Here is a 19,098-nt window from a genome sequence, read left to right as displayed (position 1 = left end):
ACTATTTCGCTGTTTGCGACTGATAATGGCCGGAAGACTGAAAGACTGAAAGACCGAGAGACGAAGAAAAACCAGCAGCATCTAACCATTCAGAGTTGAACCATGCCGTTAGGACGCGACGACAAAGTACCGCAGCTCCGGCTCAACGCCGTTCAATACGGCATCCTCGGCATTTTCCTGATCCTGGTCTTTGGGCTGTGGCGCTTGCAGGTGGTCGGCACCGAATACTATTTGCAGTTAGCGGAAAAGAACCGCATCCGGAACGTTCCCATCCTGGCCCCCCGCGGCAAGATTCTCGACCGCGAAGGGCGGATCATCGTCGACAACTATCCTTCTTTTTCCGCGCTGCTGTTGCGCGATGCGTCGAAAAATGTCTGGACCGACCTGCCCGTCATCGCGGCCGGCCTGCACATGGATCCGGACGAGGTCCGGGATCGCGTCAAGAAGTTCTCCTTCACCCCGCAATACCAGCCGATTTTCCTGAAGGACGACATCACGCCGGATGAGCTGGCGTTCATCGAATCGCACCGCAATGAGCTCCCGGAACTGGACACCATCATGGCCAACCGCCGCCTCTATCCCAAGGGCGGGTTCATGGCCCATCTGGTGGGATACGTGGGCGAGGTCAGCGAGGACATGCTGAACTCCCCGCAGTGGGAGTTCTACAGCGCCGGCGACGTGGTGGGAAAGTCCGGCGTAGAACTATCGTATAACGACATATTGATGGGGAAGAATGGTTTCCGGCGGTCGCTGGTGAACAGCCGCGGCAAGGAGGTCGGCCGCCTCGATGAGACCCCCGCAGTCCCCGGCAAGCAGCTCAAGCTGACGGTGGATATCGACCTGCAAATTGCCGCCGAGGAAGCGCTCGGAGACAAAAATGGCGCCATCGTCGCCATGGATCCACGCAACGGCGAAATCCTGGCGATGGTGAGCCGTCCCACCTTCGACCCGAACTCGTTCGCGGTGCGGATCAAGAAAGCGGAATGGAACCGGCTGGTGACCGATGATGATCACCCCCTGCTGAACAAGGCCATCCAGGCGCAGCTGGCGCCGGGTTCAACGTTCAAGATCATCATGGCTACCGCCGGCCTGCAGGAAGGAATCGCACAGAGCATGCACGTCAATTGCACCGGCGGCGGCACTTTCTACGGGCGTTATTTCAAGTGCTGGATCACGGCCCAGCATTCCACGCACGGAATGGTGGAAATCAGCAAGGCCATTTACCAGTCCTGCGACACGTTCTTCTACACGCTGGCGGAAAAGCTCGGGATTGATCGCATCGCGAAGTACGCCACCGCTTTCGGCATGGGGCAGAAGACCGGGATCGACCTTCCCAACGAAGTCGCCGGCGTGATGCCGTCAGAACAGTGGAAGATCAAGAACTTCAAGCAGAAGTGGTACGCGGGCGAGACCATTTCGGTCGGCATTGGACAGGGAGCGGTGGCGGCCACGCCCATCCAACTCGCGCGCGCCGTTGGCGCCATCACCAGCGATGGCGTCCTGCGCCGCCCGCACGTGGTTTTCCCGGATGAGATGCCGGCGCAGCTCAAGCCGGCCGCGTTCCGGGAAAGCACCACGGTGCCCATCGACCCCAAGAATTGGGAGACGATTACTGATGCCATGTCGCTCGTGCCCTCGCCTGCCGGAACCGCGGGCAGCGCGCACCTGGACGGCATCGATTTCGCGGGCAAAACTGGCAGTGCACAGACCATGAGCAACGCGCTGGCGCAAAAGCTCGGCCACAAACACTCCGTCAAAGACAATGCCTGGTTCGTGGGCGTCACACCCCGGCGCAATCCTGAACTGGTGGTGGCGGTGCTCTTCGAAGGCGGCGAGCACGGGCAGTTCGCCGCCCGGCTGGCGGCGCAGGTCGTGAAAGCCTACGTGCTGAAGCAGCGAGCCAAAGAGACGAAGATGGCGGCAGCTGCGAAACACAATGCGGTTGAGCTGGCCGGTTTCTGGGGCATACCGGATCCCGATGGGCATGGCGGCGACGGCATGCGCGGCGCGCGCATTCATGTTGACCTGGATGCGACCAAGGCCCCGGTGGCGGCAGCGGTGATTCATTGAAACGTTACATCTCATTCCGCGATTTTGATTGGGTGTTGCTGGGATTCGTTCTGGCCATTTGCGCTGCCGGCATTCTTGAGATTTACAGCGCGACGGTGGGGACAAAGTTCGCGGGCGCGCACCTTCGCCAGGTGTACTGGATTTTGGGGGGCGTGTTCGTGATGTTTATCGTGAGCCGCATCAACTACCACGTTCTCCTGGACCAGGTACCATGGATGTACGTGATCTCGGTGGCGGCGTTGATGTCGGTGCTGTTGTTCGGTCAGAGGTACCTGGGAGCGAGGCGCTGGATCAAGATCGGCGGCGGCATCCACTTTCAGCCGTCCGAGTGGGTCAAGCTGATTCTGATTATCGCCGTCGCCAAGTACTTTTCCGATGTTCGAAAGCAGGACTGTACCATTTCCGATATCGTCAAAGCCGGCCTGCTGGTGGGCGTGCCCATGCTGCTGGTGCTCGCCCAGCCGGATCTGGGAACCGCATTGACCTACATGCCCATCGCGCTCATGGGCCTGTTTCTAGGCGGTCTCAGGTTCAAGCACGCGATGGCGATTCTGCTGTTGGGAGCGATGATGGCGCCCGTCGCCTGGCACGTCCTGAAACCCTACCAGCGCGACCGTCTGACCAGCTTCATGCAGCCGGAGGCCGATTATCACGGCTCGGGATACCAGGTCATACAATCACTAATCGCGGTAGGTTCAGGAGGGATTTGGGGCAAAGGGATTGGCCACGGCACGCAGATCCAGGGTTCATTTCTGCCGGTTCCGCAAACTGATTTTATCTTTGCGGCCTACGCCGAAGAACACGGATTTGTCGGTGCAATGGCGATCCTGCTGCTATACTTCATTGTGCTGATGCGACTGATCAACAACGCCCAAACGGCGCCGGATCGGTCGGGTACGTTCTTGGTCATGGGTGTGGTGGCGGTCTTGACCTTCCACATCCTGGTCAACGTCGGCATGGTGGTCGGTTTTATGCCCGTCACCGGAATACCGTTGCCGCTGATGAGTTATGGCGGCTCGTCTGTATTATTTACGTTCCTGGCGCTCGGCATTGTGATGAACATACGCATGCGCCGGTTCGTGAACTGAGAAGAGTATGGAATCCGCCTTTGCAGCCATGTCAATGGCGCAAGGGCGAACAGTTTTGAATACGATCGCCCCCTCGATACGGGGGTTTGCACCGGCCGCGTGAGGGGCCGGTACAGGATTGAGCCAGGCAGGGGACTGGAGCGGCACATCCGGGCTGCGACGACGCGCCGGGAAGCCTCCCGTACCCTGAACCAGCGCCGCGGGGCAGGTAACGGCGCCTTCGGATGACGCGCGGTCGGATCAACCGCAGCGTGGCCCGGAAGAGCGGTCACAAACCCCGTGTAGGTGCGCGAGGTGCTAAAGATTCCGAGTCTATTACAACGAATCGTGCTCGCATCTTGTGAGCGCCGTCCGACAACCGAGCCTTCCGCTTCCATCGCGGCGGGCCGGGGAGTGCCGGAAGGTTGCATCTTGACGCTCCGTCCTGCTGTCGCCCCTCGTTAGCTACAGGTGCTCGTCCCGCGCAAGCGGGAGTGGAGCAAGCATGTCGAAAGAGCTCTTTGTCTCCCTGACACCGCATGAAACCAAGGTTGCGGTCTCCGAGGATGACCAACTCACCGAAATTTATTACGAACGCGAAAACGAATACACCCTGGCCGGATCCATCTACAAAGGCCGGGTCACGCGCGTGCTTCCGGGCATGCAGTCCGCCTTTGTGGACATTGGCTTGGAGCGGGACGCGTTTCTCTACGTCTCCGATTTCTTCGAAATGGAAGACGAGCAGGACGAATTCGATCCGGTTAAGGTTGGCGGACCGCGTGCGGAATTCCGCGCCCCCGAGGAAGTGCAGCCGCACCTGATCGAACCGGAAGCGGAAACGCGGCCGTCTTCTCCGATTGTTTTTGAGGGATCGTTTGAAGGACCTTCGGACATGCCGCCTGCGGCCGAGCAAGGTGCCGCCGGGTCGGATTCCAACGAAGGCCCCTGGCGCGGGCGCGGCGGCCGGCGGCGCCGTGGACGCCGCGGCCGCGGCTTCCCGGAATCCAAGTTCGCGGCCCGCGACCAGGAATCTGGAGAATCCGAAGGCAACCGCGAGCCGCAGCCGGGCGGGTACCCGCCCATCATCTTGCCGGGTGAATCGATTTCCAAGTTTTCCCAGGCCGCCCCGCCGCCGCCGCCACAGATGTTGCCCGGCGAATCGTTGGCGAAATTTTCTCAGCCGCCAGGTCAGCCGGCCCCGCACGAAGAGCTGCCGCGCGCACAGGATCGAACCATGGAGCGTGAACGGCGTCCGGAGCGCGGATTCGATCGCGGCCGCGGACGGGAGCGCGATCGCGAGCAATCCTACGCTCCACCGCCGGGATACCAGCCGATCATTTTGCCCGGCGAATCGATCTCGAAGTATGCGCGCATGAAGCCATCGCAACCCGCGCAAGTCCTCGATGTGGAGCACGTTGAGTCGGCATCGGGTGAATCGTCGGAAGCCATGGCAATCGCGGCTGGGTCACACGACGAAGTCGCGGACCGCGAGCTGCCGCGCACCGAAGCGCATGCAGCCGAACCGCCGGTTATCGAGCCACCGGCGTTTCAGCAGGTTGGCGCCGAGACGCCGCTCCCGGGAGAGATTGAGGATCAGTCCAAGCATTCCGAACGCGAGCAGCGCTTAGATCGCATGAACACAGGTTTCTGTGGCGCAGAAGTCACAGCGGACGAAACCCACGCCGGAACGCAGCGCGAGGGATCACCAACACGAGAGGGCGGCGTTGAGGCTGCGCACGAGGACGATCAGCACGAATCTGCCGAAGCCCACGCCGAACACACCTTTTCCGCTTCGCCTTCGCAGACGGTCGAGCATGAAGAAATCGAAGAGGAAGAAGAGGCGGAGCTGCCCATTGTAGGCGAGCACCTCGAAGAAACCGACGACTACGAGGAACTGGAGGAGGAGACGCTGGAGCCGCATTCGATCCAAGCCGAGCGCAACGGCGACCTGGCCGAAGTTGGCGATGAATTGACCGAAGCCGTCGAGGAAGCGCAATCCGAAGCCGAAGCCGCCGAAGAGCTTGAAGAGGAGGAGAACGGCGACCAAGCGGAGTACGAGGCGGAGGCAGCCGGAGGCGAGGAAGAAACCGCCAACCGCGCTGAGCTTCGCGCCTCGGCCGGTACGGCGGGCTACCAGCAGCGGACCCAGCGTCCGCCGTTCGAGCGTCGCGGGCGAGGCCGTCGCGGCGGCCGTCGCATGCGCCAATTCCGTCCGGCACAACGGCAGCAGGCGATGATCTCCGACATGCTGAAGGAAGGCCAGGAGATCGTCGTCCAGATCGCCAAGGAACCCATCGGCAAGAAGGGCGCGCGCATTACCAGTCACATCGCGCTGCCCGGACGCTTCCTGGTGTACATGCCGACGGTGAACCACATTGGCGTCTCCCGCAAGATTTCCTCCGACGATGAGCGCCAGCGCTTGAAGCGCATTGTTATGGGCGAGCGCGACGTGCCCGGCCACGGCGGCTTCATCGTCCGCACCGCCGCGGAAAATGTTGCCGAAGACGAACTCAAGGCCGACATCCGCTTCCTCAAGAACCTGTGGAACGAAATCAAGAACCGCGCCGACAACAGCAAGGCTCCGGCGCTGATTTATCACGACCTTAACTTGGTGGAGCGCACGCTGCGCGACCAGCTCACCGAGGAATTCACCCACGTCTGGCTGGACAATGAGCAGGAGTACGAGCGCGTGCTGCGCTTCGTCAACCGCTTCCAGCCCAACCTTGTGCGCCGCGTCCGCCTGTATACCAAGGAGACACCGCTGTTCGACCAGTTCGGCATCCAGGAAGAAATCAACAAGGCGCTGAAATCGAAGGTGTGGCTGAAGAGCGGAGGCTACATCGTCATCAATCAGACCGAGGCGCTGGTTGCCATCGACGTGAATACCGGCAAGTACGTCGGCAAGACGTCGCGGCTGGAAGACACCATCGTGAAGACCAACGTCGATGCCATCAAGGAAATCGTGCGCCAGATCCGGCTGCGTGACCTGGGCGGCATCATTGTGATCGACTTCATCGACATGGATGAGCGCAAGAACCGGCAGAAGGTCATGCAAGCGCTCGAAGAAGCTTTGCGCGGCGACCGCGCGCCTTCGAAGGTCCTCCAGTTCAACGATTTCGGACTGGTGGCGATTACGCGCAAGCGCGTCAAGCACTCCCTGGAGCGCACGCTTGGGACCCCCTGCCCATACTGCACCGGCACTGGGCTGGTGAAATCAGTGGAGACGGTGTGCAACGAAATCTATGTCGAAATGAAGAAGATGCGCCGACACCTGGAAGGGACGGAGATCCTGCTGCGCGTTAATCCTGAGGTCGCCAAGGAACTGAAGGCCAATAACGCAAAGTGGCTGAACGATCTGGAGGAATTGACCGGCAAGAGCATTATCATCAAGCCCGACGCCACGCTGCATCAGGAGCAGTTTGACCTGTAGCTCTGACCTGGCAGCTCTCGGATATCAACTGCAGCGCGCTCGCAACTGGGCGCGCTTTTTCTCAACCGAAGGCGCGGATTTGACCCCTCCATGCGCTTCCCCTAACATCGGCGGGCGGTTATTGACTCGAATGCCCCGAACGACAGGAGTGAAGGCGTATGCACTATCACGATTCTGATGACATGAAAAAGTTGGGCGAGTTCAAACAACTGGTGCCGGCCGAATTTTCCGCGTTTGTAGAATTCGACAAGATTGTCGGTCGTGATGACAGCGCCATCCCGCGGAAATATCGTGAGTTGATCGCAATTGCGGTGGCATGCACAACCCAATGCCCTTATTGCCTCGACGTGCATACACGCGCCGCAAAGCGTGCCGGCGTTAGTCGCCAGGAAGTGGTCGAAGCGGCAATGTTGGCGGCCGCACTCCGGGCAGGCGCCGCCGTCACTCACGGCGCATTGGCGGTGAAGTTGTTCGACCAGGCTTAGGCAGCGGAGGGCGCCGAACCCCAAGTAATGCGCCGATGCGCGATGCAGGGGCCGGGTTCCCGGACCCCTGCTTCCCTGGTTATGAACCCGAAGGCGATGACTTCCGGTCTACTACCCTAGTGTTCCAATCAGGCAAAATTGCAGAACCCTAACGGGCAACACCCCTGCCCATTGGGTCATTTTTGGTTACCCCCCACAACAGCTGGTAGATACTCGTGAAGTTCAATTCCGGAAATTTCCAAACAACAGGCAAAACTACAGGACAACAACCAAAGTAGTTATTGACACACACCTGCTTAACACTGATATAAGGTGCAGCGCTCAACGATAACTCCCCCCGAGACAGCAGAGGAAATTCCTCTTGCAGGAGCTTCCTCTCCCCGTTCGGACACTGCCCGGGAACGACCGGGAGCGGGGTCCTGGCAGGGCCGCAATCGCCCGTAGGGGCAGAGCGCGACCAGGGTCGCTGTCATATTTTTGGAAAGGGCTTAGCGCTTTATGGCCGATTCGCGAGAAGTCATGAATATTCGCCAGGCCTCCCAGTACCTGGGCGTGAGTCCCGACACGCTCTACAAGTACGTCTACGAAGAAAAAATTCCGGCTTTCAAGCTGGGAAACCGCTGGCGCTTCAAGAAGTCGAAGCTCGACCAGTGGATGGAAGAGAAGAGCACCATGAGGGAGACTCGCGACAAGAAGAAGCCCAAGGCTGCGCGCATGGCGGCTGGGCAATAGGGGCGAACGCATGTTTGGATTGGGTGGAAGCAAGACCATCGTCGGGCTCGACATCGGCTCCAGTTGCATCAAGGCCGTCGAGCTGAAGCGGTCCCGCGGAGGGATCGAAGTTGCTCATCTGGGCGTGGAGCCGCTGGCCTCCGATGTGGTCGTGGATTCCATGATCATGGATTCCCCCTCGGTTTCCAGCGCCATCACCAAGCTATTCAACGACAACGGCATCAAGGCGCGCGCCGTGGCCACCAGCGTCAGCGGCCACTCCGTGATCGTCAAGCCGATCTCGATTCCGACCCGGTCGGAAAGCGAACTGGAAGACGACATCAAGACCGAGGCGGCGCAACATATCCCCTTCGACATCGACGTCGTCAATATCGACTATCAACTTCTCTCCGAGGACATGACCGGTCCGCAGATGGACATCATCCTGGTCGCAGTGAAGAAGGACAAGATCCTCAACTACACCAACGTGCTCAACATGGCGGGCAAGACCCCTGCCGTCGTCGACATCGACGCCTTCGCACTGCAGAACTGTTACGAGTACAACTACGAGCCCGCGCCGGGCACCACCGTGGCGCTGCTCAATATTGGCGCCAGCGTGATGAACATCAATATCGTCAAAGGCAGCAAGCCTCTGTTCACCCGCGACGTCAGCGTCGGCGGTCACCAGTACACCGACTCGCTGCAGAAGGAACTGGACCTCACCTTTGATGACGCCGAGTCGCTCAAACTGGGCCACAAAGTGGGCACCGTCAGCGAGGACGCCAAGGTTCCCATCCTGCAGCAGGTGACCGAGATCATCGTGCTGGAAATCCAGAAAACGTTCGATTTCTTCCGCGCCACTGCCGCCGGCGAGCATATCGAGCGCATTTACCTGGCCGGCGGTTCTTCCAAGGTCACAGGCCTGATGGAAGCGCTGCGCCAGGAATTTTCCCTACCGGTGGAAGTGCTGAATCCCTTCGCACGGATCAGCTACGCGGAGGGCACCTCCGCCGCCGATTTGATCGATCAGAACGCGGGACAACTCGCGGTTGCCGTGGGCTTGGCCCTGAGGAGCTTTGACGACTTATGATCCGCATAAACTTGTTGGGCGTAACTTCCGGGAAGAAGGGCAAGCGCGCCGCCGTCGCCGCCGCCACCACGACCGTCTCCGGCGGCGGCCCCAATATGCTGGTGGTGCTGCTGGTCATCACCGCTCTGGCCGCGGGCGGCAACTATTACTACTACTCGAGCCTGCAACGGGACGCCGCCAACCTCAAAATCAAGATGGAGGAGGCCAAGCGGGAAAATCAGCGCTTGGCCGACATCAAGGCCAAGTACATCGAACTGGAAAAACAGAAAGACATCTACGAGCGCCGGGTCAACGTGATTCATCAGCTGCAGGCCAACCAGTCTGGACCCGCCACCCTGCTGACCACCATCGGCGATACGGTGAACCGGACCGACGCGGTATGGCTGAACAGCATGAAAGATGACGGTGCCGCCATCAATCTGGACGGCATCGCGCTGAGTGTGGACGCGGTGGCGCAGTTGATGAAGAACCTGAAGGCGACCGGATATTTCAAGAACATCGAAATCAAGGAATCGTTTCAGGACGATGTGGTCAAGGACATGACCGCGTTTACCTTCACCCTGGTCTGCGAAAAGCAGCCTCAACAGAAGAGTTAGGGCGGCGAATATGGCGAAATTTTCAGAATTATCCTCGGCAGTACAACTGGGAATCGTGGTTGGCTTGGCGGTCCTGATCAGCGGCGCGGCCTACTGGTTCGTCTACCGCGACATGGACAATGCCAATCGGGCGATGCGGACTCAATTGAAGGCCAAGGAAGATGAGAACGCGGCCTTGCGTCCCTACGCGGACAAGAAAGCCGACATGGAGCGCAAGCTGGCCACGCTGAAGGACCAGTTGGAGCAGATGAAACGCATCGTCCCCGACGAGAAAGAAGCTCCTCAGTTCATGGAGATGGTCCAGGCCGAAGCGCGCAAGGCGGGCATAGAAGTGCGGCGTTACGCCGCCAAGGCGACCTCGCAGAAGGAATTCTTCACCGAGGTGCCGTTCGATGTCGAACTTGACGGTTCGTACTATTCGCTGCTGCGTTTCTTCGAGAATGTGGCGCATCTGGATCGCATCATCAACGTCTCGGGGCTGAAGATGGCTTCGCTGCGCAAAGCCGGCGAAGCCGGCGTCAAGAAGCAGTACCAGTACGCGCCCACCGAAACCGTGGCCGTAACCGCGGTCGCCACCACTTTCTTCAGCCGTGAAATTACGCCGGGGCCCAGCGCCTCGATGAAGTAGGGGAAGCCATGAAGGCTAGAACAATTGCTCTGATGTCGGTGATGGCAAGCAGCATGGTGGCGGCGCAAACCGCGCCTCCCAGTCAAATGGTCGCGCCCAATGCCAAACCTGCCGCTGCCAAGCCAATGACCCAGGTTAAACCGGCAGCACCGGCGGTGCATGTCGTCAAGCCTGCGGCTGCTCCGTCACCCATGCAGCCGAAGGCGAAAATGGCCGACCATGCCCCGTCCCAATCGCCGATGCAGCCCAAGGCGGTCGCCGTAAAAGTTAAGCCCGCCGCCATGCCCGCGACCGTGGCGGTCAAGAAAGCGGCGGTGAAGACACCCTCCGGTGTGGCCGTATCCAAGCGCGACCCGTTCACCAGTCCCATTCGCGAACAAGGATCGGTCGGGCCCACCTGCTCGGTCGGCAAGAAATGCCTTGCGATTAATGCCATGTCTCTGCGAGGCATCGTGAAATCGCAAGCCGGTATGATCGCCGTCGTCGAGAGTTCGACGCGCAAGATCAGCTACTTCCTCCGCGAAAACGATCCGGTGTTCAACGGCTACGTGGTCAGGATTACTGCCGACACGGTGGTGTTCCGTGAAAATGTTATGGATCGCCTTGGCAAGCAGAGCACGCGCGACGTCGTCATGAAGGTAGTTGCGCCCGTCGTTTAAAGTGGGAAAAAGTTTTTTCTGGAACTCGCAGTCGCAGTACCTCAGTTCGGCCGAACCGTAGGAGCAGTAACCGCCGTGGTTCCACGCTGCAGCTAATTGCGGCGCAGGCGAACGGTGGGGCTATTCTGCAAGCGTCGTAAGTTGTCGCACACGCTTTTGGACTTTTGTCCTGCGCGTGGGGAGATTCGAGATGAGGCTTAAGCAACTGCTGGGTGTTTTATTCCTGTTGCTCCTTGTGAGCACGATGGCGGCCGCCGCTGGCCCCCAACTCACCAGCGTCAATGTAACGGGCCAGGCCCAAACGTCCACCCTTGTCCTCCACGCGAGCGGCGCGTTCACCCACACTGAATATCGCCCGGTCGACAACATGCTGCTGGTGGATCTCACGGGCGTGCAAGCCGGCAGCCTGAAGGACACCAGCAAGGCTGTCGATCTGCCGGGTGTTGTCTCCTACCGTGTGCTGGGATATACCGGCAACCGCGGCAGCGAGGTAACTCGTCTGGAGATTACGCTCACTGCCGGCGCCGTGGTCAATGTTTCCGAGATCGCCGGCGGACTTCAGGTGCGAGTGAGCACAGGTGACGCCCCGCAGCAAGCCAATCCGGTTCCTGCCGCTATGAAGACGGCGGAACCGGCCAAGCCCGCGCACGCGGTCGTCGCGAGCACCGGGCCGGTGATGGTGCGGAATATCGCGGTTACGCGCGGCCAGGGCGGCATTCAGGTTGAGATCTCCGCCAGCGCCCCGCTTACCCCGAAGACGCTGACGCTAACGGATCCGGATCGAGTCGTGGTCGACCTGCCCAATGCCATTCCGACCGGACATCCGCGTTCGATCGTGGTCAACGGCGCCGACATCAAGTCGGTGCGCATGGGACAATTTCAGCAAGACCCGCCCGTGACGCGGGTCGTGGTCGACCTTGCCGGCGCTCGCGAGTTCGATATTATGCCCGTCGGCAACAAGCTGGTTCTGAAGGTCAGGCCGGAACCGTCGGCGGTTGTAGCACAGGCTCAGATGACGATTCATACCCCGGCGAGGCCATCGCTTGCGGGCATGGTTGTTCCCGCCGCGATGACGTCGGAATCGCCCAAGCCGCAGATCATCGCGGCCGCCATGACTACGACCGAACCGTCGAAGCCGCAAGCGGCGGCTGAGGTGGTTGCGGTCCAACCAAGCTTCGTGGTCAAACCGGAGACACCCGAAACTGATACCCAGGCCCAAACCGAAACCAAAGCACAAACTGAAACTGCCGCTCAGCTCCTGGCCAAGAGCAGTTCGCCGCAGGTCTCTGACCCCAGCGTGCTGCCTCCCGCCAGCGGCGCGCCGGCGACCAACTTGGCAGCTCAGCAGCAACAGCAGATGCAACGTGCGGCGCAAGCGCCCGCCCAACCTGGCCAGCGCTATACCGGCGAACCCATTTCGGTGAACCTGAAGGATGTTGACCTGAAGGATTTCTTCCGCCTGATCCACGAAATCAGCGGGCTCAACATCGTGCTGGATCCCAATGTGCGTGGCAGCTTGACCCTCGTGCTGGACGATGTGCCGTGGGATCAGGCTCTCGACATCGTTCTGCAGAACAACGGGCTGGACCGGCGTTTAGAAGGCAACGTGCTCCGCATCGCAACCCGGGACACCTTCACCAACGAGGCCGAGTCGCGCCGCAAGCAAGCCGAAGCGCAGGCCCTGGCCGTGGACAAGGTCCAGGTAACGCACTTCCTCAGCTACGCTCACGCCCAGGATGTAATGCCGATCGTCAAGAAGTTCCTCTCGGCGCGTGGCGATGTTGTCGCCGATCCGCGCACCAATGCGTTGATCATCACCGACATTCCCAGCACCATTCCTGAGGTCCAGCGCCTGCTCGGACAACTGGACCGCAAGACGCAGGAAGTTGAAATCGAAGCCCGCGTCGTCTCGGCTACTCGTAACTTTGCGCGTGACATCGGTGTACAGCTTGGATTTGCCTGGGGTAACACTCCCACGGCAGTCGGCGGCGCGACGGCGGTCGGAACCAGTCCGCTCCTCGTCGCCATCCCGAGCCCAACCTACTTCACCACTGGCAATGCGATTCCGCTGTTCTCAAACCTGGGCGCTGTAGGTCCGACCTCCGGCTTCAGCGTGTCGAACGCGACCAACAATTACCGCGTCGACACCATCCTCACCATGGCCGAGAGCCGCGGCCTGTTGAAGATTCTGTCGCGGCCGCGGGTGGTGACCCAGAACAACATTGGCGCCACCGTGAAGCAGGGCGTGAAGATTCCGGTGGTAACCGCGGCGCAGTTGGGCGGCCCGCCGACCACGACGTATGTTGACGCCGAACTGCGGTTGCAGGTGACTCCGCAAATCACGGTGGAGAACACCATCTTCTTGAACGTGGATGTGGAGAATACCTCGCCCGACTTTGGCCACCAGGTGCAAGGCAATCCCACACTGCTCACGCAACAGGCCACCACGCAGGTGTTGGTGACGGACGGCGGCACGGTGGTCATCGGCGGTGTCATCCAGACGCAAAACTCGGTGTCTGTGACCCAGGTGCCTCTCCTGGGCGACATTCCGGTCCTCGGCAACCTCTTCAAGCGTCGGAGCGTTTCCACTCAGACGCAGGAGTTGATCTTCTTTATCACTCCCAAGATCGTGCAGACATAGTCGGCAAACCAATCACCTAACCAGGAGCCCCCGGCTGGTTCGGGGGCTTCGCTTTTGTTGCCCAAAGTGTCCGGTTGCGATCGCGAAAAGCCGTCATGAAGTGAATCTAAAGCTACCATCCATTCTGATACTCTTCCCTTGATGGACTACCTCGGCCGCCAGTCTGCCGTAGAAGCGCACCTGGAGAAACTTCACCTCGACGCCTTTCTCACTACCCATCCCGCCAATGTTCGCTACCTGTGTGGCTTTGCCGGAAGCGCCGGGGCGCTGCTCCTGCATGACGGCCGGCCGGCCTTTTTCACCGACGGGCGGTACACAGCGCAGGCGCGAGAGCAGGTTGCGCATGCTGGCGTTTTCATCAGCAAGGGATCACCGCTGCTCGCCGCCGCCCAATTTGCCGGGAAAAGGGGGTTGCGCGCCCTCGGAGTTGAGCGCGATCACGTCACCCTCGGCATGCACGCCGCGCTTCGCACCGCGCTGGGCGCTGCAACGCGGCTGCGCGGCGTTTCCGGGGTGGTGGAAAAGCTGCGGATGATCAAGGACTCCGAGGAGGTCGCCCTCATTCGCGATGCCGTGAATCTCGGCGCCAGCTTGCTGGACGTCGCACTGAAGTCAATTCGTCCAGGCATCGCTGAAGCGGAGGTTGCAGCGCAAATTGAATTCGCTGCGCGACGTGCCGGGGCGGAGGCCATGTCGTTTGAAACGATCGTCGCTGCCGGCGTACGTTCCGGCATGCCGCACGGCATTGCTTCCGCTCTTCCCATTCCAGCGCGCGGATTCGTCGTCTTGGATTTCGGTGTTATACTCCACGGTTATTGTTCGGACATGACTCGCACTGTGCATGTCGGCAAAGCGTCCGCCGGCGCGCGCAGGATGTATAACTCGGTGCTTGAGGCGCAGCAGTCGGCGGTCAATGCGGTGCGCGCCGGTACCTTGTGTGGACAGGTCGATCAGGCTGCTCGATCTAGGCTGCGTAGCGCCGGATTGGCGAGACATTTCACGCATTCCACCGGTCACGGCGTGGGATTGGAAATCCACGAACCGCCGCGTATCGGCCGAGGGCAGCGGGAACCGCTGCAGGCCGGCATGATGATCACCATCGAACCCGGTGTCTACGTGGACGGCAAAGGCGGCGTTCGCATTGAAGACATGGTCCTGGTGACCGGCGGCGGCTGCGAGGTTCTTACGCCTGCCCCCAAAGATTTTATCGAGCTGTGAGTCGGGCCGGACGAACCAATTCATATGAATCAGAAAGAACTGAAAGAACTCATCGAATTCATAATCGAGAAGGACATCGCCGAATTTGAGTTGGAGCGCGGCGACGTTAAGTTACGTGTCAGGCGTGGTGGCGCCGAACCGCAAGTGGCGGTCGATCCACGTTTTTTTGTTGCTCCACAACCGCAGCCGGTGGCGCAGGCTGCTTCCGCCGCCCCTGCGACTACCGCTCCTGCTTCTCCAGCTTCCGCCTCTCCGCCGGCTGCCACCACGGCGGAGGTCGCCGAGGAGGCGGGGCTGCACATCGTTCGGTCGCCCATCGTAGGCACCTTTTATGAGGCTGCCTCACCGGGAGCGCCTCCGTTCGTCAAGCCGGGCGATACCGTTGCCGTGGGCCAGGTGCTGTGCATCATCGAGGCGATGAAGCTGATGAACGAAATTGAATCGGACTTCGCCGGCGAACTGGTGAACCGCTATGTCAGCAATGCGCAACCGGTGGAATACGGCCAGCCGCTGTTCGCCATTCGCACGCAGTGAAGTCTCTTAGTCGGTCCGTCTCTCAGTCGTAGAGTTTCTCGGCAAGCGTCTACATGGCTGAAGGACTAACGGACCGACAGACTCTGAAACTGAAATTGAAACTGAAACTTGTTTAAGAAAATCCTCATCGCCAATCGCGGGGAAATTGCGCTCCGTGTCATCTGCGCCTGCAAGGAACTCGGCATTCGCGCCGTGGCCATCTATAGCGATGCCGATCGCAACTCGCTGCACGTGCGCTTTGCCGACGAGGCTATCTGCATCGGTCCTCCCCGCCTGAGCGAGAGCTATCTCAACATCCCAGCCGTCATCAGTGCCGCCGAGATCGCCAATGTGGACGCGATCCATCCCGGCTATGGCCTGCTGAGCGAAAATGCCAATTTCGCCGAGGTCTGCGAAACCTGCGGCATCAAGTTCATCGGGCCGCCGCCGGAGATCACCCGTCTGATGGGCGAAAAAGAAAAAGCGCGTCAGGCGATGAAGCAAGCCGGCGTGCCCATCCTCCCCGGTTCCGAGGGCGTCGTCCAGTCAGCCGGTGAAGCGGCCGAGTGGGTACGGGAAGTCGGGTTCCCGGTCATCGTGAAAGCCTCCGCAGGTGGCGGCGGTCGCGGCATGCGCGTCATCCGCAGCGAGGAGGAGATTCCCAATCTCTTTCAGGCGGCGCAATCGGAGGCGGCGGCCGCGTTCGGCAATGGCGACCTCTACATGGAGAAGTTCATCGAGCGCCCGCGGCATATCGAGTTCCAGATCCTCGCCGACCAGTACCGTAACGTCATTTCCCTGGGCGAACGTGAATGTTCCATCCAGCGCCGCCACCAGAAGTTGCTGGAAGAGTCTCCCTCCGCCGTGGTCACGCCCGAGCTGCGCGCGCGCATGGCCAAGATACTGTCGGAAACGCTGGCGAAGATCGGGTACGTGAATGCCGGCACGGTCGAGTTCCTTATGGACGAGGACGGCAGCCTGCACTTCATCGAGATGAACACGCGCATCCAGGTGGAGCACGCGGTCACAGAAATGGTGACCGACGTTGATCTGGTCAAAAGCCAGATCCGGCTCGCCATGGGAGAACGTCTCGAGAAGGTTTTGAACGGCCCCGTCGCAACCCGCGGCCACGCTATCGAGTGCCGCATCAATGCCGAGCATCCGGAGAAGTTCACCCCGTCGGCGGGAAAGATCACGACCTTCAATCCGCCGGGCGGAACCGGGGTCCGTGTTGACACCGCTGCCTATGCCGAATCCGTCGTGCCGCCGTACTACGATTCACTGATCGCTAAGTTGGTCGCTCGCGGACGGGATCGCGAAGAGGCTATTTCCCGTATGTCGCGCGCCCTCGAGATGTTCATTATCGAGGGCATCCACACTTCCATTCCGCTGCACCGCCGCATTCTGGCCCATCCCGATTTTCGCGCCGGCCGCACCGATACCAAGTTTATGGAACGCTTGCTGGCTCCGCCCAAGGCCGCCGGCTCACAATGACCAGCCACGATCCATCTCTGTCTTCGCCGATCGGAATCCTTAGAACCGCCGCTTTTCCAAAGCTCTATGCAATTCTGGACGCATTCTGTTTTCCCGGTGATCGCGAACTCTTCCAATTTGCCGAAGATGTGCTCGCCGCAGGTGTTACGCTCTTGCAATACCGCAATAAAAATGGCAGTCCGCGACAGATGCTGTCGCAGGCGCGAGAGTTGCGCCGCATCGCCGGCAATCGCGCGCGCCTCATTATGAATGACCGTGCCGATCTTTGCCTCGCTGCCGCTTTCGATGGCGTCCATGTCGGCCAGGACGATCTTCCCCCGCCGGCCGTCAGGAGGATCGTCCAAATCCAGCTCTGGATGGGCGTTTCCACCCATAACGTGGACCAGCTTCGGGCCGCGGACCAAACCGACGCCGACTACCTCGCCATCGGTCCGGTCTTCGCGACCCGCAGCAAGGCCAAGCCTGACCCTGTCGTCGGCCTCGAGGGCGTGCGCTCGGCACGGTCGCTGACCCGCAAACCGCTGGTCGCCATCGGGGGAATCACGCGACAGAATGCAACTTCCGTGCTCCAGGCCGGTGCCGACTCTGTCGCCGTCATTTCCGATCTGTTGGGGGACCCACGCCGTGCCGTGGGAGAATTCCTCCGCTTCCCCTACTGACCACAGGGCGGTTAACTGTTGTGGGTACCGCCCAAGCGAGAACCAATCGCCGGCCACCGGGCCGGTATATCATTCGTCGCAATACGGAAGAAGCCGCTTAACAAGGTACTTCGCGGCTGGCGGGACTACGATCCTGAGGAACCGCTGCGCAAGACCGGTTGGGCGGAAGCGCTGGAAACCCCGCGTAAATAGGCACTTTAGTGGACTTTTGTTATTTGCAGGCGGTGGCCCAAGCGGTGTAAATTCTTGCTCAGTTCAAGGAGCTGCGTGACCCCTCAAATCGGCACGGCAAGCCGTCCCACCGCTCCCGCCCAAGACCAGGAACTCGTCAAGGGTCTTGGCCTGACCAGCGCCACCACTCTTGTCATGGGCTCCATGATCGGCTCGGGAATCTTCATCGTTTCCGCCGACATTGCCCGCCTCGTCAATTCCCCCGTCCTGCTGATAGCCGCCTGGGTCGTCACCGGGTTCATGACCGTGGTCGGCGCGCTCTGCTACGGCGAGCTGGCGGCCATGATGCCCAAGGCGGGAGGCCAGTATGTATTCCTGCGGGATTCCCTCGGGCCACTATGGGGCTTTCTCTACGGCTGGACCTTTTTTCTCGTGATCCAGTGCGGCACCATCGCCGCTGTCGGCGTGGCGTTCGGAAAGTTCCTGGGCGTGTTCTTCCCGTCCGTTTCTTCTACGCACTGGATCCTCCACTTCTGGAAAGCGCCCGCTCTGCATGTTGGCCCCATGGTTCTGGGCAACATGGACGTCGGCCTGAACACCGCCAACCTCGCCGGCATCATCATCATTGTTTTGCTATCGATCGTGAATGTTTTCGGCGTACGCACCGGGGCGATGGTGCAGAACGTTTTCACCTTCGCCAAGGTGGCGGCGTTATTGGGCCTGGTTCTTCTCGGCCTGTTCGTCGGCGGCAATGCGGTCGCCAGCGCCGCCAACTTCGGCCCCGAATTCTGGCGTCACTTCAGTTGGAGCGCCCGTTTCCCGGTGGAAGTTGGGGTTGGCGGCCCGATCGCGATGGTCAGCGTGCTGAAGATTCTCGCCGTCGCGCAGGTCGGCTCGTTGTTTTCCGCCGACGCATGGAACAACGTGACCTTCACCGCCGCCGAGGTCCGCAATCCCAGCCGCAACCTGCCGCTGTCGCTGGCCATGGGAACCGGCATCGTGATTTTGCTCTACATTGCGGCGAATTTCGCCTATCTCTCGGTCCTGCCGCTGCATGGTGACCCCAACGGCGCCACGGTCTTCGCGCGCGGCATCCAGTACGCCGCCGAAGACCGCGTCGGCACCGCTGCGCTGCAAGGCATCTTCGGCAGCGCGGGCGCGGCCATGATGGCGGCCGCCATCCTCGTGTCAACTTTCGGTTGCAACAACGGCCTCATCCTCGCCGGGGCGCGCGTGTATTACGCCATGGCTAAGGATGGCCTCTTCTTCCGCGGCGTCGCCCGCCTGCACCCCACGTATAAGACTCCGGCGGTATCTCTGATGGTGCAGATGGTCTGGTGCTCCATCCTGTGCCTCTCCGGGACCTACGGCCAGTTGCTCGACTACATCATCTTCGCGGTGCTTGTGTTCTATATTCTTACCATCCTCGGCCTGTTTGTTCTGCGAACCAAGCTGCCGGACGCGCCCCGTCCCTATCGCGCCATCGGCTACCCGGTCTTACCCGCCATTTACATTGTGATGGCCCTCTTTATTGATATAGTGCTGCTGCGCTACAAGCCCCAGTACACCTGGCCGGGGCTGATTATTGTTCTGGTGGGGATTCCCGTGTATTTCGTGTGGTCCCGAAGAAATCAGCAATCCATCGCCTCGTCGTAGGAGCATGACA

Annotated in this window: 15 protein-coding genes; all 15 read left to right on the top strand. The window is 60.5% G+C overall.

The features are described 5' to 3' along the window. The first annotated feature begins 102 nt into the window (after nucleotides 1-102). On the top strand, nucleotides 103-2,070 hold the full coding sequence (gene mrdA, locus VFI82_06015) for a penicillin-binding protein 2 (GenBank protein HET7184220.1): 1,968 nt from the start codon (nucleotides 103-105) through the stop codon (nucleotides 2,068-2,070). After that, complete coding sequence (rodA, locus tag VFI82_06010) at nucleotides 2,067-3,158, top strand: rod shape-determining protein RodA (GenBank protein ID HET7184219.1); 1,092 nt, start codon at nucleotides 2,067-2,069, stop codon at nucleotides 3,156-3,158. Before mrdA ends, rodA begins: the two co-directional genes overlap by 4 nt. Nucleotides 3,159-3,642: 484 nt before the next feature. Beyond that, on the top strand, nucleotides 3,643-6,567 hold the full coding sequence (locus tag VFI82_06005) for an Rne/Rng family ribonuclease (protein ID HET7184218.1): 2,925 nt from the start codon (nucleotides 3,643-3,645) through the stop codon (nucleotides 6,565-6,567). Nucleotides 6,568-6,725: 158 nt separating this feature from the next. After that, complete coding sequence (locus VFI82_06000) at nucleotides 6,726-7,052, top strand: carboxymuconolactone decarboxylase family protein (protein HET7184217.1); 327 nt, start codon at nucleotides 6,726-6,728, stop codon at nucleotides 7,050-7,052. A 498-nt stretch (nucleotides 7,053-7,550) separates the two neighbouring features. Beyond that, nucleotides 7,551-7,784 carry a helix-turn-helix domain-containing protein gene (locus VFI82_05995; GenBank protein HET7184216.1) on the top strand — a complete coding sequence of 78 codons (234 nt, stop codon included), beginning with the start codon at nucleotides 7,551-7,553 and terminating at the stop codon, nucleotides 7,782-7,784. A 10-nt stretch (nucleotides 7,785-7,794) separates the two neighbouring features. Further along, complete coding sequence (gene pilM, locus VFI82_05990; GenBank protein ID HET7184215.1) at nucleotides 7,795-8,853, top strand: type IV pilus assembly protein PilM; 1,059 nt, start codon at nucleotides 7,795-7,797, stop codon at nucleotides 8,851-8,853. Further along, nucleotides 8,850-9,449: a PilN domain-containing protein gene (locus tag VFI82_05985; protein HET7184214.1), complete on the top strand. Its 600-nt coding sequence runs from the start codon at nucleotides 8,850-8,852 to the stop codon at nucleotides 9,447-9,449. Before pilM ends, VFI82_05985 begins: the two co-directional genes overlap by 4 nt. 10 nt (nucleotides 9,450-9,459) lie before the next feature. Next, nucleotides 9,460-10,077, top strand: a complete 618-nt coding sequence (gene pilO / locus VFI82_05980; protein ID HET7184213.1) for a type 4a pilus biogenesis protein PilO — start codon at nucleotides 9,460-9,462, stop codon at nucleotides 10,075-10,077. An 8-nt stretch (nucleotides 10,078-10,085) separates the two neighbouring features. Further along, entirely contained in the window at nucleotides 10,086-10,736 is a 651-nt protein-coding gene (locus VFI82_05975; GenBank protein ID HET7184212.1) for a hypothetical protein, read from the top strand. A gap of 190 nt (nucleotides 10,737-10,926) precedes the next feature. Beyond that, nucleotides 10,927-13,377: a type IV pilus secretin PilQ gene (gene pilQ / locus VFI82_05970; GenBank protein ID HET7184211.1), complete on the top strand. Its 2,451-nt coding sequence runs from the start codon at nucleotides 10,927-10,929 to the stop codon at nucleotides 13,375-13,377. A 141-nt stretch (nucleotides 13,378-13,518) separates the two neighbouring features. Beyond that, the gene (locus VFI82_05965) at nucleotides 13,519-14,595 is read left to right on the top strand and encodes a Xaa-Pro peptidase family protein (protein HET7184210.1); all 1,077 of its coding nucleotides are present in this window, start codon (nucleotides 13,519-13,521) and stop codon (nucleotides 14,593-14,595) included. 24 nt (nucleotides 14,596-14,619) lie between these two features. Beyond that, nucleotides 14,620-15,129 (top strand): acetyl-CoA carboxylase biotin carboxyl carrier protein, encoded by a 510-nt coding sequence (accB, locus tag VFI82_05960; protein HET7184209.1) that lies wholly within the window; start codon nucleotides 14,620-14,622, stop codon nucleotides 15,127-15,129. A gap of 108 nt (nucleotides 15,130-15,237) precedes the next feature. Further along, nucleotides 15,238-16,602 carry an acetyl-CoA carboxylase biotin carboxylase subunit gene (accC, locus tag VFI82_05955; protein ID HET7184208.1) on the top strand — a complete coding sequence of 455 codons (1,365 nt, stop codon included), beginning with the start codon at nucleotides 15,238-15,240 and terminating at the stop codon, nucleotides 16,600-16,602. Then, on the top strand, nucleotides 16,599-17,261 hold the full coding sequence (gene thiE, locus VFI82_05950; GenBank protein HET7184207.1) for a thiamine phosphate synthase: 663 nt from the start codon (nucleotides 16,599-16,601) through the stop codon (nucleotides 17,259-17,261). Before accC ends, thiE begins: the two co-directional genes overlap by 4 nt. A 267-nt stretch (nucleotides 17,262-17,528) precedes the next feature. Further along, nucleotides 17,529-19,088: an amino acid permease gene (locus tag VFI82_05945; protein ID HET7184206.1), complete on the top strand. Its 1,560-nt coding sequence runs from the start codon at nucleotides 17,529-17,531 to the stop codon at nucleotides 19,086-19,088. The last annotated feature ends 10 nt before the right edge of the window (nucleotides 19,089-19,098 follow it).

The organism is Terriglobales bacterium, from assembly GCA_035691485.1.
Lineage (GTDB): Bacteria > Acidobacteriota > Terriglobia > Terriglobales > Acidobacteriaceae > JAIQGF01.
Note: the sequence above shows the minus strand (reverse complement) of the source record. Positions and strands in the feature narration are given on the sequence as shown.